27 protein-coding genes are annotated in these 23761 nt (G+C 69.6%); 12 read left to right on the top strand and 15 right to left on the bottom strand.

The window, feature by feature from the left end; translation table 11 throughout:
- The first annotated feature begins 197 nt into the window (after positions 1-197).
- The 10 genes from ACNYC2_RS29910 (at position 198) to ACNYC2_RS29865 (ending at position 4955) form a co-directional block, all read left to right on the top strand.
- A complete protein-coding gene (locus ACNYC2_RS29910) occupies positions 198-464 on the top strand; it encodes a hypothetical protein (RefSeq protein ID WP_419707993.1) in 267 nt (88 codons plus the stop codon).
- A 3-nt stretch (positions 465-467) separates the two neighbouring features.
- Positions 468-620 carry a hypothetical protein gene (locus ACNYC2_RS29905; protein ID WP_419707992.1) on the top strand — a complete coding sequence of 51 codons (153 nt, stop codon included), beginning with the start codon at positions 468-470 and terminating at the stop codon, positions 618-620.
- A gap of 164 nt (positions 621-784) precedes the next feature.
- A complete protein-coding gene (locus ACNYC2_RS29900) occupies positions 785-1348 on the top strand; it encodes a hypothetical protein (RefSeq protein ID WP_419707991.1) in 564 nt (187 codons plus the stop codon).
- A gap of 29 nt (positions 1349-1377) precedes the next feature.
- Complete coding sequence (locus ACNYC2_RS29895) at positions 1378-1947, top strand: hypothetical protein (RefSeq protein WP_419707990.1); 570 nt, start codon at positions 1378-1380, stop codon at positions 1945-1947.
- Positions 1948-2049: 102 nt separating this feature from the next.
- The gene (locus ACNYC2_RS29890; protein ID WP_419707989.1) at positions 2050-2604 is read left to right on the top strand and encodes a hypothetical protein; all 555 of its coding nucleotides are present in this window, start codon (positions 2050-2052) and stop codon (positions 2602-2604) included.
- A gap of 61 nt (positions 2605-2665) precedes the next feature.
- Positions 2666-2893: a hypothetical protein gene (locus ACNYC2_RS29885; RefSeq protein ID WP_419707988.1), complete on the top strand. Its 228-nt coding sequence runs from the start codon at positions 2666-2668 to the stop codon at positions 2891-2893.
- A 113-nt stretch (positions 2894-3006) separates the two neighbouring features.
- Positions 3007-3357: a hypothetical protein gene (locus tag ACNYC2_RS29880; protein ID WP_419707987.1), complete on the top strand. Its 351-nt coding sequence runs from the start codon at positions 3007-3009 to the stop codon at positions 3355-3357.
- A gap of 69 nt (positions 3358-3426) precedes the next feature.
- Entirely contained in the window at positions 3427-3684 is a 258-nt protein-coding gene (locus tag ACNYC2_RS29875; RefSeq protein ID WP_419707986.1) for a hypothetical protein, read from the top strand.
- 120 nt (positions 3685-3804) lie between these two features.
- Positions 3805-4416 carry a hypothetical protein gene (locus ACNYC2_RS29870; RefSeq protein WP_419707985.1) on the top strand — a complete coding sequence of 204 codons (612 nt, stop codon included), beginning with the start codon at positions 3805-3807 and terminating at the stop codon, positions 4414-4416.
- Positions 4413-4955, top strand: a complete 543-nt coding sequence (locus tag ACNYC2_RS29865; RefSeq protein ID WP_419707984.1) for an HAD domain-containing protein — start codon at positions 4413-4415, stop codon at positions 4953-4955. The genes ACNYC2_RS29870 and ACNYC2_RS29865 overlap by 4 nt, the downstream gene beginning before the upstream one ends.
- Positions 4956-5062: 107 nt before the next feature.
- Here the strand turns inward: ACNYC2_RS29865 and ACNYC2_RS29860 are convergent, their stop codons facing one another.
- From ACNYC2_RS29860 to ACNYC2_RS29850, 3 genes are all read right to left on the bottom strand, one after another.
- Complete coding sequence (locus ACNYC2_RS29860) at positions 5063-5671, bottom strand: hypothetical protein (protein WP_419707983.1); 609 nt, start codon at positions 5669-5671, stop codon at positions 5063-5065.
- The gene (locus ACNYC2_RS29855) at positions 5668-11130 is read right to left on the bottom strand and encodes a CHC2 zinc finger domain-containing protein (protein WP_419707982.1); all 5463 of its coding nucleotides are present in this window, start codon (positions 11128-11130) and stop codon (positions 5668-5670) included. Before ACNYC2_RS29855 ends, ACNYC2_RS29860 begins: the two co-directional genes overlap by 4 nt.
- Before the next feature lie 240 nt (positions 11131-11370).
- A complete protein-coding gene (locus ACNYC2_RS29850; protein ID WP_419707981.1) occupies positions 11371-11661 on the bottom strand; it encodes a hypothetical protein in 291 nt (96 codons plus the stop codon).
- Positions 11662-12225: 564 nt separating this feature from the next.
- On the opposite strand from ACNYC2_RS29850, the gene ACNYC2_RS29845 reads away from it, so the two are divergent.
- Positions 12226-13140, top strand: coding sequence for a hypothetical protein (locus tag ACNYC2_RS29845; protein ID WP_419707980.1), 915 nt, complete (start codon positions 12226-12228; stop codon positions 13138-13140).
- A gap of 429 nt (positions 13141-13569) precedes the next feature.
- On the opposite strand, the gene ACNYC2_RS29840 is transcribed toward ACNYC2_RS29845, so the two are convergent.
- Together ACNYC2_RS29840 and ACNYC2_RS29835 are read right to left on the bottom strand one after the other, a co-directional pair.
- Complete coding sequence (locus tag ACNYC2_RS29840) at positions 13570-13959, bottom strand: hypothetical protein (RefSeq protein ID WP_419707979.1); 390 nt, start codon at positions 13957-13959, stop codon at positions 13570-13572.
- Positions 13956-14276: a hypothetical protein gene (locus ACNYC2_RS29835; protein WP_419707978.1), complete on the bottom strand. Its 321-nt coding sequence runs from the start codon at positions 14274-14276 to the stop codon at positions 13956-13958. Before ACNYC2_RS29835 ends, ACNYC2_RS29840 begins: the two co-directional genes overlap by 4 nt.
- A 225-nt stretch (positions 14277-14501) precedes the next feature.
- Between ACNYC2_RS29835 and ACNYC2_RS29830 the strand changes: the two genes are divergently transcribed.
- The gene (locus tag ACNYC2_RS29830; RefSeq protein ID WP_419707977.1) at positions 14502-15308 is read left to right on the top strand and encodes a UTRA domain-containing protein; all 807 of its coding nucleotides are present in this window, start codon (positions 14502-14504) and stop codon (positions 15306-15308) included.
- Here the strand turns inward: ACNYC2_RS29830 and ACNYC2_RS29825 are convergent.
- From ACNYC2_RS29825 to ACNYC2_RS29780, 10 genes are all read right to left on the bottom strand, one after another.
- Entirely contained in the window at positions 15281-16255 is a 975-nt protein-coding gene (locus tag ACNYC2_RS29825; protein WP_419707976.1) for a nucleoside hydrolase, read from the bottom strand. The two genes, ACNYC2_RS29830 and ACNYC2_RS29825, sit on opposite strands and share 28 nt — an antisense overlap.
- Positions 16256-16262: 7 nt before the next feature.
- Positions 16263-16628 carry an HIT family protein gene (locus tag ACNYC2_RS29820; protein WP_419707975.1) on the bottom strand — a complete coding sequence of 122 codons (366 nt, stop codon included), beginning with the start codon at positions 16626-16628 and terminating at the stop codon, positions 16263-16265.
- Positions 16625-16963, bottom strand: a complete 339-nt coding sequence (locus tag ACNYC2_RS29815) for a hypothetical protein (protein WP_419707974.1) — start codon at positions 16961-16963, stop codon at positions 16625-16627. Before ACNYC2_RS29815 ends, ACNYC2_RS29820 begins: the two co-directional genes overlap by 4 nt.
- Positions 16964-17052: 89 nt before the next feature.
- On the bottom strand, positions 17053-18297 hold the full coding sequence (locus tag ACNYC2_RS29810) for a class I SAM-dependent methyltransferase (protein ID WP_419707973.1): 1245 nt from the start codon (positions 18295-18297) through the stop codon (positions 17053-17055).
- A 25-nt stretch (positions 18298-18322) separates the two neighbouring features.
- Positions 18323-19078 carry a hypothetical protein gene (locus tag ACNYC2_RS29805; RefSeq protein WP_419707972.1) on the bottom strand — a complete coding sequence of 252 codons (756 nt, stop codon included), beginning with the start codon at positions 19076-19078 and terminating at the stop codon, positions 18323-18325.
- A 116-nt stretch (positions 19079-19194) separates the two neighbouring features.
- Entirely contained in the window at positions 19195-20244 is a 1050-nt protein-coding gene (locus ACNYC2_RS29800) for a hypothetical protein (RefSeq protein WP_419707971.1), read from the bottom strand.
- A gap of 3 nt (positions 20245-20247) precedes the next feature.
- Complete coding sequence (locus tag ACNYC2_RS29795; RefSeq protein ID WP_419707970.1) at positions 20248-21183, bottom strand: hypothetical protein; 936 nt, start codon at positions 21181-21183, stop codon at positions 20248-20250.
- A 70-nt stretch (positions 21184-21253) separates the two neighbouring features.
- Positions 21254-22186: a hydroxymethylbilane synthase gene (gene hemC, locus ACNYC2_RS29790; protein ID WP_419707969.1), complete on the bottom strand. Its 933-nt coding sequence runs from the start codon at positions 22184-22186 to the stop codon at positions 21254-21256.
- Positions 22187-22191: 5 nt separating this feature from the next.
- Positions 22192-22782 (bottom strand): O-methyltransferase, encoded by a 591-nt coding sequence (locus ACNYC2_RS29785; protein WP_419707968.1) that lies wholly within the window; start codon positions 22780-22782, stop codon positions 22192-22194.
- A complete protein-coding gene (locus ACNYC2_RS29780) occupies positions 22779-23759 on the bottom strand; it encodes a hypothetical protein (RefSeq protein ID WP_419707967.1) in 981 nt (326 codons plus the stop codon). The genes ACNYC2_RS29785 and ACNYC2_RS29780 overlap by 4 nt, the downstream gene beginning before the upstream one ends.
- Positions 23760-23761 lie beyond the last annotated feature (2 nt).

Genomic DNA, 23761 nt, shown 5'->3' with positions numbered 1-23761 from the left:
AAGGTTAAAACGGAGGAGTTAGTTGGATGATCCAGCACCTCCGGCGCCGGGGTGTGCGGGGCTGCGCCCCGCAGGTTACCGAGGTGGCCGCCAAGGCGGCCACGGTTCGCCGGAGGTACTTTTCGCTGGTGGCTACCGGACCCCGACGCGGCTATTTCCGTAGTGCAAAAATTGGATTTTTGCACTACACTAATGACATGGCGATCAGGTGGGCAGGCAGCGCGGACCGGCACGGGATCTCGCGGGAGGACGCGATGTACGCGATCAACCACGCGGTCTACTCCGAGGCCGGCTTCGACGAGTCGCGGGTCCCTGGCGGCGTGAAGCCCACCCTGTTCATCGGTCCTCAGCGGCACTTCGGCGCCCCGCTGTTAGAGGTAATGGTCGAGGTCACACGGCATGACGTGGTGATTTTCCACGTCATGGTCGCCCGGACGAAGCACCTGGAACGAATGGAGGACTGACAGATGTGCACTGACCGCTACACGGTCGCCGCTGGCTGGGCCGAGCAGGCGATGCAGCTTGAGACCGATTCCGCTACAGCCCTGCGGGGCATCGCCGCTTCGGCGCACGGAAACTACGTGCTCCTGCTCGCCGAGCAGGAGCACCTGGGCCGCTAACCGCCCGCTCTCGCGGGGGTGCGGGGGCCTGTCCAAACGCCAGATTACAAAGTACTACTAACAAATTCGGAAGTTATCAGAACGTAACCAGATTGGAGGTTCGGACCGTGGGTAATGACACTGACGCCGCCCAGACTCCATCCATCGCTACCTACATCGACCCGATGGGGCGAACCCAGATCGCGGTCGACGGGCCCGCCGCCCACGTCCTGGTCACCCGCACGAACCGCCTCGCCGCCTTCGAAGTCTGGCTCTCCGACAGCCTCGACACCGCCCGCCGCGTCACGGACCGCACCCTCGCGGTCCGCTACGCCAGCCGCATCGCTGGAATCGACGACGCCGAGCCGCTGATCGAGGCGTTCAACAGCGCCCATCCGGTCACGGTCTCGGAGACCCTGCTGGGGATGGGCCGGACGAAGTACGGCACTCCCCCGAGCCACGACGTCCCCGTGCTTTCCGAGCCGGATCACTGCGCCACCTGCGCCGGAGAGATCACCTACGACCCGTTCAGCGACGTGCGAGACCTCAGCACCGGGTACCGGCACACCAGCGGCTACCCCTACCTCGACGCCCACCAGATCGACGCCCGGCCCCGCTGTCCCTACTGCCGAACCGACGACCCCGAGCACGTCACCCGCCGCACCGCCCGCCTCCGCGCGGAAGGGCTGCTGCTCCTGGTCCTCGACTGCACCCGCTGCGCCGCGTCCTACGCAGTCCCCGTGACCTGACCCCGAGAGCCCCTGGAAGGAGCACCGCCATGATCACCACGATCCGAACCCTCACCGACTCGGACGGGCCCACCCAGTACACCGTCACCGGCCCCAACGGCCGCTGCCTGGTCACCCGGAGCAGCGACAACGAGCACTTCCGCACTCACCGCCCCGGATCCTCGACGGCCCTCGGCTGGCACGACGGCCGTTCCAGCGCCCTGCGCGAAGCGGCACGCCACGCAGGCGCCCCGGACCCGGACCAGCTCGTGGCCGACTTCGACACCACCAACCCGCCCACGACCTACGACCTGTTCGGCGCTCGCCGCCTGTCCCCCGCTGGACTCGGCGCCACCCTGCGCGACGTCGAGGTGCTGCCCGCCGTCCGCCACTGCGAGACCTGCGGCGACGAGCTCACCCAAGCTCGACCGCAGCCCGGCTTCCCCATCGACTGGGAGCACACCAACGGCGGGTGCGACGACGTCGTCATCCTGCCCCGCCCCATGTGCACCTACTGCCACACCGACGACCCCACCCACTGCGGCCCCATCGCCCCCGGCCGCTACGACGCCGCCTGCACCCGCTGCGGCGCCCTCGCCGGAATCCCCCTGGACATCTAGCAACACACCGGATCCGCGAGCGCCCGCGCCCACCCGCCGGCGCTCGCGGCCCCCTGGCGACTAGACCGAATACAGGACCGAGAATGAAAGGGTTTATTTGTCATGCCCGAAACAAGTGTCAACGATCCCCTCCGCGCCATTCTAGAGGAAACTGCTGAACTCCTAGATGGTCCTCTCCGTCAAGCGGTCTGGGCGGCAGAGGAAATAGCGAAAGCCATTGAGCGGCACCCTGCGGAGAGCGACATCCTCTTTCACGGGTTTACCCTCCTGGCGCCGACGCACAAGCTCATGGCGACCGAGGTGGTCTACCGAGCTCACTGCAGGGAGCTGCTGGAGCGCCTGGCCGCCGGCGGAGACACCCGGCCAGGTACGGCCGCCGAGGTGTGCTGTGCCTGCTGTGAGACCAGCCTGGTCACGCCGCTGAAGTCTTCGGCGGTCGGGCTCTACTTCCGCATGTGGGGAGCAGCCGGCCTGCCGCCGATTCCCGAGTTCGCCAAGCTTGGCGAGCACCACGAGGCACTCGAACAGTCGGCCATCGACGAGCTCGAAAGAAACTCTCGACGCGCCATGGCCAGGAAGGAGCGAACGCTCGGAGGGATCACCTGCACGGGGCAACACAATGGTGAAAACGTGCAATGCAAATACGCCGGTACGTGATAACGGTGTGCCCGGCACAGTTCGCCGGGCACACCCCACCCGCCCACAAAAGGAGCCAATCATGAAAAGCCTCACGGCTTCCCTCATCGCCGACTACGCGAACCACATGGCCAGCCGCACCGCAGAGCGCACCGCTACCGCCGCCGACGTCCGATACGTCGCCGACGCCGCCGGCCTGACGCCCACCGGCGAACCGGTCTACACCCAGGAGGACGCCACCTTCCTCCTGGCCACAATCCGCTCCCAGATCGAGAACGGCGTGCTGCCCGACACCACCACCGACCGATGACCGCGAGCGCCCGAGGGCGCTCGCGGCGGGTCCCATGGTCACCACGGTGCGCCAGCGTGGCTGGCGCCCCGTGGTGTATCGACTACCACCACATTTATGTAGTGCATAAACTGGTGAGGCACATCCACCACCAGCCCATCGAGCACAAGGGGAACCACACCATGGCGAAGGACTTCGAGAAGGCCGCCGACTGGGCCGAGCAGGACATGGCGCTGCCCGAGCCCTCCGCCACCACCCGCACCGGCGACGACGCAGCTGACTACGGCAGCGAGATCCTCAGCCGCGGCGCCGGCCGCCCCGCCAAAGACCCATCCGAACGCCGCTCCGTGGTCCTGCAGATCCGCATCTCCCCCACCGAGCTGGCCGATCTCGAGGAAGTCGCCGCGGCGGCAGGCGAGAAGACACGATCCTGGGCCCGAGACGCGGTCCTCAACCGCGTGAACCGCGCCAAGCGGAACCTCTAGAACCACACGCACGCGGCCGTCGAAGAAATCGTCATCGCTATCCTGGCCACCGACCTCAAGGAGCCCCTGATGAGCCCGTCGAGCACCCCCGCTGAGCAGCCAGCAGAGCGGAAGCCAATGAAGATCTCGATACCAGCGAAGAGCGACGCCCCGCGCACAAAAACAACAGCTCGCATGGACATCGCGTCGCTGCTTGGGGATCGCGACCAAAGAGTCCTGCTGGTCGACGTCGACCCCACCCCAGACCACGACGCCAGCGAGCACGACTCGAGCATCGTTGACCTGCCCGCTCCTGCGGAACCGCTGGACCACACAGACCAGCCCTGATCGACGGCCCGCCGCCAGAGACCCACACAGCCCTCGCCGGGACGGCGTCGAGGCGACACAACCAGCGGGCGCTCGCGGACGACGGACCGTGGGCTCCGAGCAAACGAGAGGTACGAGGAGATGCACCCCGAACTGGCTGAGCAGCCCCGAACGGCGGACAGCGTGTACAACGAGACGCTGGACGACCTCCTGGACACCATGCGCGGCCTGCCCGAGACGGATCAGACCGCAGAGCGCACCCGCAAGAATGTCGTGACCCTGACCGTCGGAGCGCTCGAGGTGAGCTTCAGCTTCATCGAAGGCGGCTACGAGGCACGCGCACACGCAGTGGTCGTGCGGGATCCCTCAACCACCGGACAGGTCGAGTTCAGCCAGCAGATCCCGCAGGACAGCGTCCTCACCGCCCTCGTCCGGGCCATGAACGCCGCCAAGCGCGCACTGCCCGGCAGCGCCGCAGACGACCACATCATGGCCCTGGCACGCTCCTGGGCGAACGACAAGCCGCGCCCCACCGACGCACTCCTCTCGGGCTTCCTGGAGTACGGCCCTGACCCACTGCCCGCCGGCACCCGCGTGTACTGCCCAGGCACAGAACCGGGACAGTGGACCGACGGCGAGATCGTCGACCGCAAGCGCCCCGAAGAGTGGACGATCAGGCTCCCCGACCAGACGAACACCACCCGCCACTACACCGAACTGCGCCTGGCCCGAGAGCACTCCCGCGACCAGTGACGCACCCATCGGCGCTCGCGGACGACGTCCCGGTCTGGTTCCTGGACGTCGACGGCGTCCTCAACGCCACCCCCGCACCGGCACGGCGCCACCGGCCCGAGTTCGTGCACACGACACTTCGTGTGCACGACGGCGGCGAGCTCAGAGAGGTCCCGGTCTGGTGGCGCCCCTCGGTCGTCGCCTTCATCAACGACCTCGCACGTACGGGGCGCGCACAGATGCGATGGCTCACCACCTGGGGCCAGCAGGCGGCAACGCTCTTCGCACCCGCCGTCGGGCTCGACCCGTTCCCTGTCGCCGGCGAGCAGCCCACCAGCGCCGGCGCAGACCCCACTGACGCCCTGTGGTGGAAGGTAGCGACGATCCGCACCCAGGTCCCGACCACGCACCGCGTCGTCTTCGCCGACGACGACCTGACCACGCGATCGCGCCAGCAGCTCCGCGACACGTTCGACGACGTCCTCCTCGTCACGACGATGCCGTCCCCCGGGCTCACCGACCAGCACCTGGCGACCATCACGCGCTTCCTTCAGCGCTGAACCACCGCACCTGCCTGACCCACCCAGGCCAATCAACCGCCGGCGCTCGCGGAAAAAAGCGGCGAGGACCGCGCCATGCGCAGTCCTCGCCGCTCCCCCGCGGTGTGTCAGCGGTCGCTGCCGTAGGGGCCGCTGATGTCGAATCGCTCGATCTTGTCCAGGTCGAAGTACCAGCCGTCCGTGGCGTAGAGGACGTCGGAGTTCTCTGACATGTAGTCGAAGGCTCCCTTCTCGCCGCGCTCGACCCAGGCATCGATGAACGCACTGGCGAACTCCGGGTCGTCGAGGTCGAAGTGGGACCACCGATCGGACCGAATGCTGCTCTCCGAGGAAGTGACCGGGCCCTGCCGGCCCCGAACCGAGACCCGCATGTCGGTCGGTGCAGCTCCACCGAACGCCTGCTTGGCAGCTCGGGCCCGGCCGGCCTTGGTCGAGGCAGCCTGACGGGCCATCTTGGCGAGCTGGCCGACGGTGTCGGGCTTGGGCTTGGTCCGCTGGTGCCCAGCGCTCGCGATCCATCGCTGGACCGTGCGCTGTGAGACCTCGAGGTGCTCGGCGGCGGCCCGGGTGTCGGGCCTGGCAGGGTCGCGTGGAGAGGGCCCAAACGCGGCCAGGAGCATGCCTTGTATGTCGCCGCCGCGGCCCGAGACGTCAGCGCGTGTGCGCCCGGTGATGGCGGCGAAGACCTTGCCGCGCAGTTCGGCTCGCTTGCTCACTCGTCACCTGTCTTCGGTTCGCCGCAGACGAGCTTCTTGCCCTCGAGGTCCCAGCGGCCGCCGGTGAGGTAGGGCAGCTGGTCGGCCAGGAGGCCTGTGGCCGGGCCCTCGGTGCCGTGGCCTTCTGGCTTGAACTGGCCCAGGCCGAGCCCGTAGTGCTCTGGGTCACCGGGCCATGCCTTGTCGGCGTCGGGCTCGTCAGAGGCGTACAGGACGGTGTCGGAGTTGACGGCCAGCGGCCAGCGACCGGTTTCGATGCCGATCTTCACGATCCGTCGGTCCAGGTTGGAGCGGGCCTTGCCGAGGATGTGGCGGTAGCGCTCCGGCGAGTAGTAGTCGCGGCCCTCCGAGATCGTGTGGGCGTTGAGCAGCCCGATGGCGCGGGTGTAGGTCTCCTTGATCATCTTCCGCACGGCGATGAGGTCCTCGTCGGTGCAGTCGGGGTCTTCGGCGGCGTCGGTCGCGGCGCGGGCGTCGCGGATCCTGGAGTACCAGGGATCCAGGACGCGAGCACGCTTGGGCCAGACGTACGCCTCGAGGACCTCGAGGCTGTCGTCGAGGTGCTCGAGCTCGATGGCCAGAGCAATCACCGGGGTGGTGAACCATCCCGTCTGCCGTTCGCGGACACCGGCGAACAGCGGGTCGGGATAGCGCCAGTCCGCCGGCCGTTCGGGCATGGTGATCTTCCACAGCCCCGTGAGCTTGGGGTCGAAGGCGGTCCCCTCCGGGTGGTGGACGAACTCGCCGACGGGCAGCTCCAGGCCTGCGACGCCAGCGAGGTGGGAACCGCCGCGGTCGTAGGCGTGGACGTACTTCATCGTCGTCTCGCCGAGGGACTCGCTCGGCGGGCGCGTCCAGTTGAACTCAGGATTGATCATCGCAGTCGCTATGCGGGGCACCTCGTGCACCGTGAATTCTTCGCGCCGCTTGACCCGCAGCGCCTTCATCAGGTCGACCCCGACCGTGCCGCCGTTGACCCGCCAGTTGGCCCCCATGAGATGGGCGTAGTGGCCGAGCCGGCGTGCGATCTGGGCGGGCGTCGCGTCGCCCCGGCGGACGGTCGAGCTCAGCAGGGGGATGAACGACACGTATGCGCCGTCCGACCCGTCGGCTCGCCACAGCTTGGTCCACGCCTTGACCGCCAGCGGGCGGCTCCTGGGCGTCTGGGTGTGCCACCCGTCGCTCAGAGCGTCCATCAGAGCCGGGTGCTCGATGTGGTTCTCCTCGAACGCCTTGGCCTTGGTGTCGCCGCGCGGCAGGTCTCGCGTTCGGATGCCCAGCTGCTCAGCGACCTCTTCGGTCACGACGACGACGCCAGGGTCCGTGTGGCCCCGAACGCTACGACTGGGCTCGACGACCTGTACGCCGAGGTTGAGGTCGTAGGCGAGCTGGGCGACGTCGCCCAGGTGCCGAATCTGTGGTGCGGGCCTGGTGCTGCCGTCAGGGAGATAGACCAGGTCGATGTCCAGGACCGCCGCGGCCGCGGTGAACCGGCCCGACCTCGACGCGGTTCGGCTCTGGGTGGACCGGACTGCTGCTGGAGCCTTCACCGCGGCCGCGGGTACCTGAGGCTGCTCCGGCTGGTCAGAGACCTGCTCAGCGGCTGCCGGTGACGGCGGCGTCAGAACCGGCTCTCCCTGGCCAGCAGGCCCCGGTGCGCTGGGCGCAGGCTCCGCGGCCACGGCGGCGGCGTGCTGCCGCATTGCCTCCTCTGCGCGCCGGAGCATCTCGGGCCAGCAGTGGCGGTGCAGGGGCACCTCCTCCAGCGCGTAGCGAGTCGGCTTGTCGCAGTGCACGCAGTCCTGGGGCTCCTGCAGGATCTCCACCACAAGCGCCGTGCTGTCGGTGTCATTCACGTCCGTGCTCTCCTGGGCCGTAACTAGGGGACCCTCGTCGGTGCCGGACTGGTCGCCGGCCTCACCGGTGGGTGGGGTGGGGTTCTTCGGTAGGTGCGGAACGGGACCCTCGTCGGAGGGCGGCAGGGGCGCTGGCGGCGGCGGTAGAGGTGCCGTGTCGTCGCCGTTCCCGTCGTCGTCGCCGAGCAGGCTCGACAGCGTCAGGACGGTCATGTAGCGCTCAGCGCGGCGGCTTGAGTCCGTGGCGTGGGTTTCGCAGCTGATCGTCCGCTTCATCGTGTAGCGCCACCGGCCCGAGCCATTGTCGCGCTGCGCCTTGAGCACCCCGACCTCGTGCAGAGCACGCCGAGCAGTGCCGGCGTCCATGGTGAACGGCTCGCTGAGGTGGCTCGCAGCCGCCTTGATCAGAGCCTCGAGCGAGGTCGAGTCCAGCAGCACCTCGTCGGTGCCCGTGTTGACGTACCCGACTCGCCTGCCCTGGGCCACGATCTTGCTCTTGGGCGGCTCGCTGTTGAAGCCAGGGCCGAGGTTCTCCCGGCGCCAGCCGAGGCGGATGGCCAGGCCCTCGTCGGAGGGCGCGTCGTCGGTGGCGACGTCGGTCACGTGGGCCACACCCTGACGCAGGCCCGACGCGATGAGCTCACGCAGTCGCTGGCCCACGGTCATCGGGCTGTCGGGGTCAGAGGCGCTCTCCAGGGCGGCGAAGATCCCCTCGTGCACACGGCCGAGCAGCGCTATGCGCTCGTCGGCGCTGATCGCGCCGACCTCCTGCAGGAAGGCGGTCATCATGGCCCACCCGGCCCAGAGGTATCCGGCGGTGTCGGCTTCCTCGTTGGTCCGGCCAGCCTGGTGCATGGACTGGGTGTAGGTGTCGATCTCGGCGCGCAGCTGGCGGCGGGTGCCCGGCAGATCGCGGGCGGCCCACGACAGGTAGGAGGCCATGAGCGTGGCCCGGGCCATACGGGAAGCTGGAGCGTCCAGCTCGATCAGGTCCTGCACGTTGATCTCGTCGCGCTGCAGCGGAACCAGGAGAGCTCGGCGAGCGCCGGCGCCGACCTTGGGCAGCAGCTCGGACGAGAACAGGCCGGTGGCGTGCGGGAGCATCCCGGCGCGCAGCCCGTGACCGTCGCGCTCGGCGCGGTCGCGAACCTCCTGGTTGAACAGCAGCTGTAGGTACTCGCCCAGGCGGGCCTGGGCGGCCGCGGCGTTCGATCCGGGGGTGACGTCGTCGAAGAACACGACGGCGTCCTTCGCCTGGTGGGCGAGGATCCGCACGCTGTTCAGGGTGGAGCCGTTGCCGGTCATGGAGACCGTGGCCCTGTTGCGGTCCCAGGCCGTGCCGAAGTGGTGCATGGCCAGGGCGCATAGCCCGGACTTCCGCGAGCCCGGGGAACCCTGCACCACGACCGAGTACGGCACGCGCTCAAGGGGGGCGCAATACATCTGCCCGCACAGGACCGCACCCACCCGCGGGGAGAACCGGTCGAGGAACGAGGCGCTGTGCTCGGTGAAGTACCGGCGCAGCTCGGCGGCGTCGTCGGTCGGGGTCGGCAGCAGGTACCGGGAGAGGGCACCGGTCAGGATCTGGTTGCCAGGCTTGACGCCCTTGGCGGTGATCAGGCCGCCGAGGTGGACGTACGACCAGCCGTGCACGCGGTCCAGGCGCCACCCGGTACCGCGGTACTGCACGACGTCGGTCGAGTCGCCGGACAGGGACCGGACGGCCTCGATGATCCTCGCCTTGCCGGTCTTGGTGTGGTCAAACTTCAGGCCCACCACCGGCAGGTGCTCGAGGAAGTCTCCCGAGCGGACGCGGTCCTCGCTGATGCGGAACTGCATCCGGTCACGGGTGATCGGGTCGGTGTAGCTGAAGAGATAGTGGCTGACGACGCGCTCGTCGCTGATCTTCGCGTGCTGCTTGGCCTGGACGGCGAGGGCCTCGAGCAGCTCGTCCTCGACCTCGTCGGTGTTGTCGACGTACTCGCGCCCGTCGAGGTGGAGGTCGAGGTTGAGCAGCTCGGTGTACTTGCGGAAGCTGGTGCCGTCGCGGCGAGCGGACCACTTGACCTGCACGATCGAGCCCTTGAGGTAGGCGTACTCCTTGCGCTCGATGTTCTCGTCGCGTTCGCCCTCACCGCCGGTGCCGTCCCCGCCTTCACCGCCGCCGCCGCGGATGCTTGACGGGAAGGAGACGACGTTGGAATCCTGCGCGACGTCGAGGTGCTCCTCGAGGACCGGGGCGGCGGCTGTGCGGGCGTTGGTGGTCTGGGTCCGTGCGATGACGCTTGCGGGCACAGGCCGGCTGATCAGCCGGTGCGTCTCCTGCACGACGGCGGCCGACTGCACGACGAGCTGCTCGGAGAGCTGCACGGCTTCCTGGGCCCACTCCCCGCCGCGGCCGTCGGCAGTCTGCGCCACGGTCGCCGCGGCGTGCTCGAGCTTCTCCCACTGGATCTCGCTCTCCGCGCACCAGCGCTCGGCGAACCGGCGGTGCTCGTCGGCGGCCTTGGGGGCCCGGCTCTTCTTCTCCTCGGCCTGCTGCAGGTGGTACTGCGCCTCGTCGAGGCTCTCGCGGATGGTCGAAGCTGGGGCCTCGACGCGGGCAGTGGCGTCCCAGACGCGCACGTCGTCGAGCTCGACCTCGAGGAAGTCGTCGCGGCCGTGGCCGGCGTCGACGTGGTCGGTCAGATCGCTCTTGGCGGCGGTGGTGGCCGGCAGCAGGAGGTGGATCTCGGCTGCACCGACCTCGGTCAGGACCTCGTGGACGTGCACGCCCCGGGCCCATCCGGCCCCGTCGCGGTCGAGCACGACGTAGACACTCGCTCCGCGCAGCGGCTGGGCGAGCTCGGTGGTGAATGCCCGGGCTCCCCCGGTGTTGGTCGTGGCGGCCACACCGAGGCGGTCGACGCCGTTGTCGGCGTCCTTCTCCCCCTCGACGAGGAAGACAGGCTCGCCGACGTCGACTGCTGCTACGACCTCGGGCAGGCGGTAGAGCACCGGGACGAAGTCCTCGGGGCGCCTGGAGACGGTCGAGCCGTCGGCCGTCGTGAACCGCTGAGTGAACTCCTTGCTGCCGCAGTCCTTGCACGTCCAGCGCATGACCTCCTGGACCAGGGCGCCGGTGACGTCGACGTACTGGTAGGTCGTCACGAGCTGGAGGTCGTGCTGGGTGCAGCGGCCCTTGCTGGCGGCTACAGCCTTGCGGGCGGGCAGCGGCCCGAGCTTGCCGCGGCGCTTGCCGGCGGTGCGGGCACGGGAAGGGCGGCCGACGGCCGGCGCGGGCAGTGAGGCGCCGCGGACGAACGGGCGATCCGGCGGAGGGTTGTCGAACAGGTCCACCAGGCCCAGCCCGAGAGCCTCGGCGAGCTCACGCTCGGTGACGTCGTTGGGGCACCCGAAGCAGTGCAGACGTACCCGACCACCCTGTTCGTGTGTCCAGGTGACGTGGAACGAGCCGGTGCGCTCTCCGTGCAGCGGGCACAGAGCCATGAAGTCGTCAGGGCGGCGCATGTCGGGCTTGTACCCGCCGTCGACCAGGGCGTTGCGGACGCGGTCGAGCGACGTCTTGGGCCCCCAGCCGCCAGCCACCGTCAGCGCGCTCATGGGCGCCACCGACGGGCGGGCGCAGGCAGGCAAACCAGGGCGCGCCACGCCGAAGCGGGCAGTCTTGCACTTGGCGCGTGGGTTGGCGCTACCATGGGGGCATCAACCCCACAACGTGTAGGGCGAAGCCCCCGAGGTCGTAGACCCGGGTAAACACGGTTTCTCCTTACCAATACCGAGATCGAAGAGCACCCCATCTGCTGGCAGGCGCAGGGGTGCTTTTCGTTTGTCCGGAGCCAGTTAGGCCCCGAGGGGAAGTTCGATGTCCTGCTGGTCGTGCTGGTCTTGCTCGGCTCGTCGCGGACGAGCCCAATCAGGTATGTCGAGGCCTTGGGCAAGCGCGAGCTGTGCTGCGAAGAACGCGTTGAGGTTGGCGTAACCGTTGCGCGCTGCTTCAGCCTCGTAGTGCGCCATGTGGGCGCTTGGCACCCGCAGGGTGTGCACGTCGCGATCGCCGAGGGGCGGCCGACCAGGCTGCTTGCGCGCCTCGCGGTCGCCTCGTGGTTCGCGGCCAGGCTTTGTGCGTGCCATGGCGAAGTTCTATCAGATTTCTGATTCAGAAACTCGATTCCGACGCACACCGGCGTGTCGCCCGCTCCCCTGCTCTGAATCGCTCGCATACCCCAGGCAACGGCGCAGTCCGCAGCCCGTGTGACAGCTGGACCGGAAGTTTTTTCATGCACGCCTCGCGCGGCGTCGGTCACCACCTGCCACAGGGGTCCGCGAGCGCCGGCGTCGAGCTGGTCGCTCGGTCGATTCCGTGGGAGTTCTCGCGCGCGTGTACGCACGCATACGACCCCTCTGTTCCGCGATGTGGTGGCAGAGTGGCAGAGATCGCAGTATTCAAGCAGGTCAGAGCGATATTTTCCGCTCTGCCAGGGCTGGCAGAGCGGCTCTGGCGATCCGGTGGCAAACCGGGTAATCGTGCAGGTCAGAGCGTATTTCGGCTGCTCTGCCACGAAGGTGGCAGAGCACCGGCAGATTCCGTGGGAAGACGCATTGCCACGCCGCCCACCCGGTGGGAGTGAGGGCGGAGCCAGCGGGTGCTGCCGGGAAGGCATACGTGCCGACGCCGAGAGGTGAGATGCTCGCGCGATGGCGTCAGCACTCGACAGGATCATCGACGGTGCCTCGGATCCGTCCGTCAGCACTGCGAACTTGCTGCGGAGCGCGCTGGCCGCGGCGCGCCGTCTGCGTGCCGACACGGTGCGGAACTGGGTCGAGCGAGAGCTCGCCGGATACGACGCCAACATCGAGCGTGACGAGCTGCCCGTGTACCGCCGCAGCACGGAGACCGGGGTCGAGGCGACATGGTCGGGATACAACGGGGCGACCACGCTCGTGGTGCACGACGTCTCTGACGACTTCCCGAAGGCGTGGTTCCTGCTCCCCTTCCGCCAACCGGTCTCGGAACTAGAAAGGCTGGCCGCCAGCGACCAGGAGATCGGTGAGCCGTGGCCGGCCCAGCTCGTGCTCCTGTGGAACTCTCTGGCCGCGGAAGGGAAGGCTGCGCACGTCGAGGGGACGTCGCTGTTCTCAGCGCGGATCATGGTGCAGAAGGCGTCCATCGTCGGTGTGCTCGACGCGATCAGGACTGAGGTCATGAAGCTGGCGCTCGACCTGCAGGATGCCGCCGCCTCGGCTGGCGAGCCTGGAGGACCGACCGTTGAAGACGCGGGTGTACAGAGCGTGATCACGACGTTCCACAACCACATCTACGGCGGCTCGCCGACCATCGCCCAAGGGGCCAACGTCACCCAAACCGTCACGGTCAACGCGGGCGACCTTGCCAGCCTGAGCAAGGCTGCTCAGGACCTCGGACTGGGCAACGAGGATCTGAGCGCCTACGTCGCTGCGGTGCTTGCCGCCCGGGAGGAGCCGAGCAAGGGCAAGCTCGTGGCCTTCGTGGACAAGGTCCGGTCCGGGGCGGTGACACTCGCTGGCGGCGTCGCGGGCAACATCGCGGCGGAGCAGCTCATGGAGTGGGCGGCAGCGTTCCTCGGGAGCTGACCACCTGCGCAGTCGCGAGCGACCTCGTCTGGCCACCGCGACCGCGCCGCGGCTCTCCGCCCGCGGCGCTGGACGCCGCGTCGCGCGAGTGGGACACTCGAACCGAAGGCGCCTCATGGGCGGGATGCTTGCTGACACTTGTGTTCCTCATCCCCTGGGGCGCCTTCGACGTACCCGGGTAGCTGGCAGGTAGGACAGATGCGGTGCGGGCCGACGTCAGCGGCGGTGGGGCTTCCAGGCATATGCCGCCCACACGCACAGCACGACGACGATCCCCGCATAGACCAGTAGCAGGGGCATCAGGCTGACCTCCTCGAGGAGAGCAGGGGGCTCTCGGCGACGGCGGCGTCGAGGAGCGTTCCCAGGCGGGCGGCGATCGCCTCGATGCGTGCGCCACACGCGTCGCAACCCGGAGCGCCGTCGAGCGCTTCAGCGGTTCGGATCAGCTCGCTGGCCTCCCAGACAAGACGCTGCACCTCGCTCGGCGCCGAGGGAGCCATGCCGCGCAGCGGGTCGAGCACGTCGACGAGCAGAGCGGGAACGACCCTTCGCCCCGGACGAGCCGCGGCGGGCCGCGAGCGCCGCCAGGAGGAGCATGGCGGCAAGGGGCCAGGGCCGGTCATGCGGTTGTGAGCTGTGCAGGATCGCGATGGCGGTGAACGCCAGGCCGGTGGCGAGAACGATCAGGCAGCGTTCGCGGACGATGTTGCGGATGCGAGCCTGCTCGCTGGCACCGGGGTCGAGGACGACGGTGTAGGCCGCGGGCCACACCAGGCGGATGCCGGCGGTGGGCGCGTGGAGCGTGCTGTGGAGGGTCATGAGTGCACCTCGCGGCCGGCGGTCGGTGCGGCCACGCGCACCAGTACCGGGTACTGGGCGGAGGCTTCACTGACCCATCCGGACCAGGCCTGCCAGTGCACCCCGGGTTCGGGGTTCGCGGGCGAGAGGCTGAGCAGCTCGGCCAGCCGTGTGGCGTCGTCGGTGGAGCTTGCGGTCACGGTGATCTCGGCGATCTCGACTCTGTGGTCGCCGATGCTCAGGGCGCCGAGCCGTGCGTCGGTGCTGCGCAGGTCGGCGGCCGCCCAGTGCGCGATGACTCGTGTCGCCCAGTCGAGCTCGACGGTGGCCGCGGTCATCGCGGTCCCCCGACGGTGAGCAGAGGCCGGTCGGCTCGGATGCCGGCGCGGTCCGAGTCGGTCCGTGAGGGTCTCGCCGGTTACACGTGCCATGTGCCAGCCTCCCGATGAGGTAACCCCCACTTACGGTAAGGGGGGATAACTCTCTGAGAGTAAGGGGGGCTAACCCTGAATGGCAAGAGGTTCGAGATAGCCCCCCTTACCCCGTCTGCGATACTCGGGGCCATGGACGCCCGATCTCTTCAGGAAGCCGCCAACCTGCCGGACCCGCTCGACCGCGCGGAAGCACTCACGCGGCTGATGACCGAGGGCGGGGGTCTGCTCGAGGCGGGAGCTCGCTACCGCCGGCAGGCGATCGCCGACGCCAAGACCGAGGGCAAGTCACGCGACCAGATCGCCGCCAGGCTTGGCGTCACCCCAGCTCGCGTCACCCAGATCGGGAAGGGTGAGGCCGCTCGCGCGCCCGAGCCGCCTTCCACAGCGGCGCCGCGCGTGCTGGTGCAGCGGTCCCTACCCACGCCGCCCAGCACCCGCGGGTCGGTCAGCCTCTTCCTGGTCGAGGCGGAGCAGCAGGGCATCAAGGCCGACCGGCAGATGCTGTACGTCGGACCGGAGACAGCCAGCGAGCACATCGCCGCGGTGCTGCACGTACCCGAGAGCTCCGACGTGATCGCGCGGCGCAAGCTGATGAAGGCCAACGACGTGCCGGTCAGGATCGCGACCTCGTTCTTCCGCGCCGACCTGTTCGGCGACACACGCATCGCCGAGCCCGAGTTCGTCCGGCCGACCCTGCAGGCCGCGCTCGACGATCTCGGCTACACGTTCGGACACGCCGAGGAGTCCCTCACCTGCCGGCGGCCGACCATCTTCGAACGGCAGACGCTCGAGCTCGAACCAGACGAGTGGGTCGTCCAGATCCTTCGCACCAGCTACTCCAGGGAGGGCACACCGGTGCACGCCCTGGAGACGGTCTGCGCAGCCACCCGACACATCTTCCCCATCGGTCAGATCGCCGGCGACGACGAGTTCTGACAACAGCCCTCCGCCCGCCGGTCCACCGGACGATGGCCAGCGGTCGACCGCGCAGTGGAGCTCGCCAGGGCGAGCGCTGCGGCAAGCCAGTTCATGAACGGCTCGTGCTCGGCGCGCAAGCTCCAGCGCATCGGGGCGCCGGAGGTCTCGTCGACGCTCGTGCGTCCGACGTCGTCCAGGCGGATCGGCAGCATGTCGAAGCTGACGAAGGGCAGGCCGAGGGCCGCGGTCAGGGTCAGCGCGTCGTGCTGGAGGGTCGCGGGGTGGAAGCGCTCGAACCAGCGGTCCAGGCTCTGGACCAGCAGCCGCGCCCAGGCGGGCGCGTCGTCGGCTGCGAGGCCCTGGTAGATCGGGCTTTCACGGGTGACCGCGATCCGCGGGTCCCACGTCACCTCGGAGGCCACGAACGACGGCCGCGGCAGCCGCCCGTCGGCGGCCGCAGCAAAGACGGTCGCCGTCGCGGCCACGTCCTGGTGGACGTTGTGCTCGGCCCGGTCCGGATGCCGGTAGCGCAGCGCGCCGCCCATCTGCGTCACCTGCAGCCGCGCGGCGACGACTGGCACCTCGGTCACGATCCGGGCGAGGTTCGTCAGCGGCCCCATCCCGACCCACCGGACCGGCCCGTCGGCGCGCGCACACACCTCGAGCAAGACGTCGACCACGTCGACGCGCTGGGCCGGCACGTCGTCGGGCACCAGGTCCTCCACGACGAAGTCGCGGACGTGGCCCAGGTCCGCGCCGGCGACCGTGACGACGTCGGGCCGGTCGAGCAGGTCCAGCAGGTGACGGGCGAACCTGGCGCGCTGCCCGTCGAGCTCGTCGCCGGTCACGACCGCGGCCAGGTCGGGCAGGAGGCGCGCGGCCGCGGCGACGGCCAGCGCGTCGTCGGCGTCGCCCCCGATGTCCGTGTCCAGGACAACAGGCACGCCCATGCTCTCGGTGCTCACGCTGCCCCTAGCCCTTCTTCTGGCCGGTCCAGGGCAGATGGAGCCCGTCCTCGGCCCGCCGGGTCACGACGTGGACGTGCAGGTGGCGCACCGTCTGCGTCGCCGCCGGGCCAGCAGAAGTGATCAGGTTCAGGTCCCGGCCAGCGGCGCGCAGCTTGGCGCCGAGTTCGGCGGCGCGGCGCGATGTCGCCGCGGTCACTTCCGGGTTCGTCGTGAAGTCTTCGACATGGGTCCGGGGCACGACGAGCACGTGCCCGTGCTCCTCCTCGACGACCGGGCCTAGCGGCACGAACGCGACCGCGTCCTCCCACGCCCACACCACGGTCGCCGGCGCCTTCCCCTGCACGATCTGGCAGAACACACATGTGCTCATGCTGGGCCCGCCGGCACGGCGGCAGTGGCGCTCTGGACTGCCTTGCGTACCCAGTCGGGCGCGCTGGTCACAGTCCGAGGCAGCCCGCTGTCGGTCGGGCCGTCCACCCACGTCTGGACCAGGTCCTCGCCGTGCGGCGCTCCGCGGTCGGCAGCCATGCGCCCGGTGAGCGTGGCGAACACCGTCCCGCCCTCGAAGACCTTGACCTCGAGCCGCCGCGGGACGAATGTGTTTGTCTCGGTGGGGCCCAGGTCGTCGGGGCAGATGAGGTCGTAGGTGGTTGCTACCACGGTCCGAGTGACGGCGGTGGGGGTAGCGAGCGGCCGTTCGGTCATGGTCGGGTGCCTCCTCAGGCGCTTGAATCGGGTGACGGTGAACGCGAGGGTGTTCGAGCGGTGGTGCGTTGGCTGGACCCTTGAGCCCCTCAGACCTCCCCCGCGCGATCCTGGTGTTGGGTGACAGCCAGGTGCCCGCCGCCGGGCAGCTGAAGCATCGACCCCTCCAGTGGCGCCGTCGAGCCTGGAACGCGATATACGTGCGCGGCACGCTGCGGCTGCCCCCGCTCCCCCCACTCAGCGATGTAGCCGGCCAGCTCGGTGGCGACCTGACCTGCCCGCGGCCCGAAGCCGCGAGCGCCGAGCTCGTGCCCTTGGTCGGTCTCCCAGTAGCCGGCGACGGCGAGGGAGTCGTGGTCGACGCGCGCGAAGGTGGTCCAGGACTCCTGGTGGAAGCGGCGGGTCAGGCCGCCGCCGTCGAAGGTGATCTCGGCGAGGCCGGGTAGGTGGAAGGCGAGGTGGGTGCGCATGCCGACGAACATTCCGGGCGGGGTGAGAACTACGCCCGACCCGACGCGCACAGAGGTGGGCTGGTCGAGCTCGGCGGCCAGGTGAGTGAGGTCGGTGGTGGGGTCCCATGCGGTGAGGGTGACGGGAGTGTCGGCGAGGGTGACGTCGGCGGTGTCGGGGTGCAGGGCACCGACGCCCTGGGCGTCGACGAAACCGCAGACGAACGCCGTCCTCCCCACCAGGAGGTCGCCGTCGCGGTGGAAGTCGATGGACCAGCACTCGTTGGGGTGGCGGGCCCGCAGTGGCGCGACGAGGACGCCGGCGGCGTTCAGCTGGTCGGTCCAGGCCGCTGGGATGTCCCAGACGCCCATGGTGACGATGATCCGGTCGAAGGTTCCGAGGTCGAGCGGGGCGGTGGCGTCGGCGCAGATGGCGGTGACTCGGTGGGCGTATCCGGCGGCAGCCAGAGCGGCCCTGGTGTTCTCGACGACGACCTGGTCGATGTCGACGGTCACGACGTAGCCGGCCTCGCCGACGAGCTCGGCGATCAGGGAGGCGTTGTAGCCTCCGCTGCCGAGCTCGAGGACCCTCATGCCTCGGTGGATGGCGGCCTGAGCGAGCATCTTCGCCTGAAGCCATGGGGCACTGACCGAGGACGTCGTCTTGCCGGTGGTCTCGTTGCGTCGGGTGCGGACGACGTCGTCGGCGTAGGCCTCCTCCAGCGTCGTGCCGGGTGGGCAGAACGCATGGCGCGGCACGGCCAGCATCGCCGCCCAGATGGGAGCGGGCAGGTTCATCGGTGGGCGCCGGACACCGGTGCGCAGTCCGTCGACGAGCTGCGCGCGCAGTTCGTCGGCGCGGTCGGTCATCGGTGTGGTCGTCATGCGGTTCCCCCTGCGGATCCGGTGTTCATCGGTGGTGGTTCTCGGCGCCCCGGAGCCAGGCAGCGATCCGCTGCAGGCGGGTGGGCGGTGGCGGCTGTGCAGTGCTGCCGGGCTCGACGAGCGGTTCGGGAGTGTCGTGGCCGAGCGCTGTCGGGTCAGGCCACTGGCCGCGGGCGGCCTCCTGGAGCGCGGCGACGAAGCGACGGTTGAGTGCGTCGCGGTGGTCGAACCAGTCGATGAAGTACAGCTCGTCGAGGCAGTAGGTGGTGAAGCTGTCCTGCCAGCGATCTGTGACGCCTGGGCGCGACTCGTACTCGCTGGCGGCGTACGGGTTCGCGTACCGGAGGCTGGTGCCGCGGATCGGTAGCAGCAGGTCGCTGCTGTGGCGCAGGGCGTCCCACAATCGGTGCCGACCGTTCTGGACGCCGAGGTCGGCGTCCCAAGGATCGGTGCACACGGCTTCGGCGTCGTTGAACCAGGACCGGACGATGTGGGTCTCGGTGGGCGACAGCGGACTGGGCAGGTCCACCTCGACCCTGCCGTCCTTCGTCGGCTCGTCCTCGTAGAACAGTGGTGTCCACGCACCAGCTGCCAGCTCGGCGCCGACGCTCGCCACCGCCGTGGCGACCAGATCCCAGCGCTGGTCGTCGCGGTCTTCGTGCCGCTGGTAGCCGTCTGCGTCGTCCGGGCTGACCTGCAGGTTGGCCCACTCACGCAGCCGATCGCCGTCGGCTCGCCACCAGAACCGTGGCCGAGCGACCTCCACGACCAGCGACGTCACGAGACGGCGCCGAGCCGCACACCGGTGCGGCCCCCGGGGGCAGTGGCGTTCCAGTCGAAGGTCACGGGCGGATCCTCTCGAAGCGATGTCTGATGCTGGCGTGGTCGCAGGACGGGTCAGAGACCGGAGCCGGAGAACCTCCGGAGACCGGTTCGCGGCGGGGCCGGCCAGGGGGCTCTGGCCTGGATCTTCTCCGTGGTCCGGTGCAGCTGTCGCATCGCCGCCCGGACGCGTCGGGGGTCGTCGAACAGCGACCGTGGCAGCGTGCCGATGCCCCCGGCGTAGGCGGTGCCGGTGAGCGTGTCGAGGGCAGCCAGTGACCTCTTGGCCGTGTCGGGCCCGCTGAGCAGGACCGGCCATCGTGTGGTGAACGGCCCGGTGTGGGCGAGGTACTCAAGGCCGACACCGTGGTGGGCGCGCTCGTGGTTCAGGTCCCCAGTGCCAGCGACGACCTGGAAGGTCCGCAAGAAGTCGATCCACGCGAACTGGTCCATCACAGGGCTGGTGTTGTCCTCGTAGCCGGAGTCGAAGGTTGGCCCGTACCACTCCACGCGAGCAAGGACACATGGCGCCCGCAGGACAGCCATGGCGGCCAGACGATGGTTCCCGTTCTCCGAGACCTTGAAGACCGCGCCGGCCGGCGTCCACCAGCCCTCAACCATCAAGTGCAGTGGCACCTCGGGGTCCGGCAGGCCGAACAGCTCGGCCAGACTCTCGGGGTGTCCCTGCTCGGCAGCGAGCCGGCGCGCGAACTGCGGGATGCCGGCCACCGGATCGAAGGGCACGCGCGCCTCGCGTGAGATCTCGCCACGGACGCGCTGTCGCGCGCCGTCGCTGTTGTCATGGTGGAAGGAGTCCAGGCCCTCACGGCCCAGCAAGATCCGGCCCGGGCTGATCCACGCGAACTCGGTTCGCACGCTGACCCCGCTGGGGAGCCAGGGCCGCGGGCGGCCGGCAAACTCCAGCAGACGCTCAGCGAGTACATCCTGCGCCGGCGGAGGAGCGACCAGGTGCTCGCGCAGCAGAGCCGCACCCCCTGACAGCTCGCCTGGCCCATCCACCGGTACATAACCGTCGCGCTCAAGGAGCGCGCGGGCCGATTCCGTCCGGTCCGCCGCGGCAGCGGCGGCGTACGCCGCGACGGCATCCGGGCGCGGAACTGCCATCTCTCAAGCCTCCGAATCGCGGACCGCGGGCTCGTGAACGGCCTCGGCGAAGGCCTGCCGGGTCAGCCCGCCCCACGTCTCGTAGCAGGAGCACATCCGCGAGCGCCAGCGCCAGGGGTCGATGGCGTGAAGCTTGGTGCGCAGTGGTTCGGCGTATGGGCTGACGGAGGTGGCTCCCCAGCGCACGTCGGGTAGTTCTTCGGTGGCTCGTAGGTAGAGCTTGGTGCCGATCCCGAGTCCGGCGTAGTCCTGCCACTCGGGGGCCCGGTTCTGCGGGTCCTCGATCCGGTCGGGGTCGATCGAGGCGATGCCGAACGGCCTGGCGTATACCTTCCCCTCGACCTGGTCGGGCTTGTACATAAACCGGGAGCGCATGCCGCTGGCCTTGTGCTGCACGATCAGCCACTGCTCGCCGGCGCGGTGGGACTGGACCGTGTTGAGCTCGGCCTGCTGGTGCTTCACGAGCAGCACGGGGTCGGCTGCTACGGCCTGACGGCGGGCGATCTCGGCCCGGATGTACTCCTCGATGCCCGCCTGGTTCAGGCGCTTGGCCAAAGGGGGCAGGTCGTCGACGACGTCGGCGAACCCGTCGCGTACGCCGCGGCGCTCCAGGATGAACGCGGCGACCTCGTCGAGGATCTCCAGCGTGCGGGGATGGAACGGGTTGCGCAGGGTCTCGCGGACGCTCTGGAACCGGTGCATGCTCGTCGTGATGTCCTCGGCGGCCAGCTTGTCCCACCGTGCGGGCGAGACCAGATGGCAGTTGATCCACCGCTCGAACCGAGCCTCCTCTCGCTCGAACGAGGCCAGGGGTGCCGCGAACCACCGCCGGCCGCCCAGCGCCTCGAGCGCCGCTTGCTCTCGGCGGGCGGCGCCCACTGCCTCGAGCACGGCCTGCTCGTCGCGCTGGCCGAGAATCTGCTCCGGGTCGGTCATCATCGGGTACCTCCAGATGGTGGGCTCATCGGGCAGCAGCCGCGCGTGGCGCGTGGGGAGGTGCCTTGGTGGATCAGGGGTGCTGCGCGGCGCTGATGACGTCGCGGGCTCCCTGCTTGACGAGCGCGAGGGCCGCGCTCATGCCCAGGTCGGCGGGCGTGAAATTGCCGGAGGACTCGGTCGTCGTCAGGGCGGTCTTGCCGTCCAAGGAGTAGACGGCGCCGTGCAGTTGCAGCTCGTCGTCGACGTGGCTCGCCCAGCCTGCGATCGGACTGTTGCAGTGCCCCTGCAGGACGTGCAGGAACATCCGCTCCGCGGTGGCCTCGCGCCACGTGGCCGGGTCGTTGAGCGGGGCCAGGACCTCGAGCGTGGCGTCGTCGTCCGCTCGGCACTGCAGAGCGAGGATGCCCGCGCCGACCGGCGGAAGCATGACTTCGGGCTCGAAGATCTCGGTGATGGCGTCGGCTCGGCCGATGCGATCCAGGCCGCTGACGGCCAGGATCGCCACGTCGACCTCGCCGGCCGCGAGCTTCTCCAGGCGGCGGTTGGCGTTGCCGCGGAACAGCACGAAGTCCAGGTCAGGGCGGATGGCGGTGAGCTGGGCTCGTCGACGCACCGAGGAGGTGCCGATCCTGGCCCCGGCCGGTAGCTCGGCCAGCGTCAGGCCAGCCGGGCTGACGAGGCAGTCGCGCACGTCGTCGCGCTCGAGGTAGCCCGCGATCGTCATCCCGGGCGGGAGCGGCTTCTCGCCGGGCATGTCCTTCAGGCAATGCACGGCGACGTCGGCGGCGCCCGCGGCCAGGACGGCGTCGACCTCCCGGACGAAGTTCTCCTTGCCCCCAAGGGCCGACAGGTGGCCGGTCCACCGGTCCGCGGTGGTGGTGACAGGCACGACCTCGACGTCGAGGTCAGGCGAGGTCTGGGCCAGGAGGCTGCGGACGCGCTCGACCTGGGCGCGGGCCATTGGCGAGGAGCGGGTAACGATCCGCAGGACGGGGGAAGACATGGGGTTCACGGTATCCGCGCCGACGCCGTCTTGGCGGCGACGAGCAGCCCGCTGGCCCAGCTCATCGGCGTCGCGACCATGCCCGCGCGGGGCCACGCCTCCAAGAACTGGTCGACGCGCTCGGGGTGGTTCTCAGGCCAGGTGTCCTGCGGCAACAGGTCGTCGACGACGTACAAGCCCCCAGGAGCCAGGAGGTTGAGGAGCGTGTCGAGCTGGTAGAACTTGCCCGGCCGCCAGTCCACGAACGCCAGGTCGAACGGCTCGCCGTCGTACTCGCGCAGCCACTCGCTGGCGTCAGCGCACACGAGCTCGACTCGTGGGTCGTCGAAAAACGTCACCGCCGCGGCGGCATGGAGGCCAGGGTTGAACTCGATCGTCGTCAGACGCGAACTGGCGTCCATACCCGACGCCATCCAGGCGGCGCCCGCGCCGACGCCCGTGCCGATCTCCAGGAATCGGCCGCCCGGCTTCGAGGCTGCCAGGGTCGCCAGGAGTGCGCCGGTGCGTTCCTCGCACGACATGCGGAACCCGAGCCGGGCCGCTGACTCCTGGATGACGTCGAGAATGTGGGGGCGGGTCAGAGGTGCGTCGTTCACGAGCGGGGTCCGTTCTGCAGGGTCTGGGCGATCTTCTCGGCGGCGAAGGACAACACGTGGCCGGCACCGAGGCGGAACAGCATCCGGTGGTAGTCCATGGCCACCGACGCCGGCACGGCCTGGAGTGCGGCCCACTCCCCCGACGTCGAGTACGCCACCACCGGAGTATTGGTCCGGGCCGCGAGCGCCGCGAGGGCGTCGGTGTTGGTCATGACGGGCTGGAGGGTGAGTGTGTCGGCGCCTTCGGCGAGCCAGCGGTGGGCACAGTCGACGGAGGCGGGGACCAAGCGGGCGGTGTCGATCTGCAGGCCCGTGCGGCGGCCGGCGGCGGGTTGGGTCCCCATGAGCGCCTTGAACGGCTCGTACAGGGCGGTATCGACGGCGATGTTGGGGTTGACCGAGACGTCGCGCCAGCCGGCGTCGTTGAGGGCATGGCGGACGGCTCGGATGGACCCGTCGAGCATGGCCGTGGGTGAGATGGCGTCGGCGCCGGCCGCGGCGTGCATGAGCGCCATCTGGCTCATGAGCTCGTAGGTATTGGTCAGGTCGATGCGGCCGTCGTCGTGGCGCAGGACGCACTCGTGGGTGGACGTCCAGGAGCAGCCACAGGCCTCCGTGGTGACGGCAAGCTGCGGGGCGTGGGTCTTGATCGTCTCGATGGCGCGGAGCATGCGGTTGTCGGGGGCTATCGCGGCCGATCCCCGCGGGTCGTGGTCATGGCCAGCGGCGAACACCTTGACCCCGCCCAAGCCGAGGGCGGCGAGCCGGCGTACGTGGTGGGAGAGGCCGACCAGGTCGACCTCGCCGGGCAGTGCGCCGGTCGCTTCACCGTCGGGACGGATCAGGAGGGGCGCGGACAGGCGGGCGGGTGCGAGCTCTTCCTGGTCGTACAGGCGGCGAATCGCGCCCCGGGCACGCCCGGGGTTGATCCCTTCGGGCCGGTGCGCTCTGGCCTCGTGGTTGGTCGTCTCCAGCATCG

Origin of the sequence: Promicromonospora sp. NFX87 (assembly GCF_048564965.1) — a bacterium.
GTDB lineage: Bacteria > Actinomycetota > Actinomycetes > Actinomycetales > Cellulomonadaceae > Promicromonospora.
This window is presented reverse-complemented; position numbering and strand designations above follow the sequence as displayed.

What these genes read in the sequence shown, in the direction of transcription:
- ACNYC2_RS29910 (WP_419707993.1), top strand. Translation starts at nt 198, where the DNA reads ATGGCGATCAGGTGGGCAGGCAGCGCGGACCGGCACGGGATCTCGCGG.
- ACNYC2_RS29905 (WP_419707992.1), top strand. Translation starts at nt 468, where the DNA reads ATGTGCACTGACCGCTACACGGTCGCCGCTGGCTGGGCCGAGCAGGCG.
- ACNYC2_RS29900 (WP_419707991.1), top strand. Translation starts at nt 785, where the DNA reads ATGGGGCGAACCCAGATCGCGGTCGACGGGCCCGCCGCCCACGTCCTG.
- ACNYC2_RS29895 (WP_419707990.1), top strand. Translation starts at nt 1,378, where the DNA reads ATGATCACCACGATCCGAACCCTCACCGACTCGGACGGGCCCACCCAG.
- ACNYC2_RS29890 (WP_419707989.1), top strand. Translation starts at nt 2,050, where the DNA reads ATGCCCGAAACAAGTGTCAACGATCCCCTCCGCGCCATTCTAGAGGAA.
- ACNYC2_RS29885 (WP_419707988.1), top strand. Translation starts at nt 2,666, where the DNA reads ATGAAAAGCCTCACGGCTTCCCTCATCGCCGACTACGCGAACCACATG.
- ACNYC2_RS29875 (WP_419707986.1), top strand. Translation starts at nt 3,427, where the DNA reads ATGAGCCCGTCGAGCACCCCCGCTGAGCAGCCAGCAGAGCGGAAGCCA.
- ACNYC2_RS29870 (WP_419707985.1), top strand. Translation starts at nt 3,805, where the DNA reads ATGCACCCCGAACTGGCTGAGCAGCCCCGAACGGCGGACAGCGTGTAC.
- ACNYC2_RS29855 (WP_419707982.1), bottom strand. Translation starts at nt 11,130, where the DNA reads ATGAGCGCGCTGACGGTGGCTGGCGGCTGGGGGCCCAAGACGTCGCTC.
- ACNYC2_RS29850 (WP_419707981.1), bottom strand. Translation starts at nt 11,661, where the DNA reads ATGGCACGCACAAAGCCTGGCCGCGAACCACGAGGCGACCGCGAGGCG.
- ACNYC2_RS29845 (WP_419707980.1), top strand. Translation starts at nt 12,226, where the DNA reads ATGGCGTCAGCACTCGACAGGATCATCGACGGTGCCTCGGATCCGTCC.
- ACNYC2_RS29840 (WP_419707979.1), bottom strand. Translation starts at nt 13,959, where the DNA reads ATGACCCTCCACAGCACGCTCCACGCGCCCACCGCCGGCATCCGCCTG.
- ACNYC2_RS29835 (WP_419707978.1), bottom strand. Translation starts at nt 14,276, where the DNA reads ATGACCGCGGCCACCGTCGAGCTCGACTGGGCGACACGAGTCATCGCG.
- ACNYC2_RS29830 (WP_419707977.1), top strand. Translation starts at nt 14,502, where the DNA reads ATGGACGCCCGATCTCTTCAGGAAGCCGCCAACCTGCCGGACCCGCTC.
- ACNYC2_RS29820 (WP_419707975.1), bottom strand. Translation starts at nt 16,628, where the DNA reads ATGAGCACATGTGTGTTCTGCCAGATCGTGCAGGGGAAGGCGCCGGCG.
- ACNYC2_RS29815 (WP_419707974.1), bottom strand. Translation starts at nt 16,963, where the DNA reads ATGACCGAACGGCCGCTCGCTACCCCCACCGCCGTCACTCGGACCGTG.
- ACNYC2_RS29810 (WP_419707973.1), bottom strand. Translation starts at nt 18,297, where the DNA reads ATGACGACCACACCGATGACCGACCGCGCCGACGAACTGCGCGCGCAG.
- ACNYC2_RS29800 (WP_419707971.1), bottom strand. Translation starts at nt 20,244, where the DNA reads ATGGCAGTTCCGCGCCCGGATGCCGTCGCGGCGTACGCCGCCGCTGCC.
- ACNYC2_RS29795 (WP_419707970.1), bottom strand. Translation starts at nt 21,183, where the DNA reads ATGATGACCGACCCGGAGCAGATTCTCGGCCAGCGCGACGAGCAGGCC.
- hemC (WP_419707969.1), bottom strand. Translation starts at nt 22,186, where the DNA reads ATGTCTTCCCCCGTCCTGCGGATCGTTACCCGCTCCTCGCCAATGGCC.
- ACNYC2_RS29780 (WP_419707967.1), bottom strand. Translation starts at nt 23,759, where the DNA reads ATGCTGGAGACGACCAACCACGAGGCCAGAGCGCACCGGCCCGAAGGG.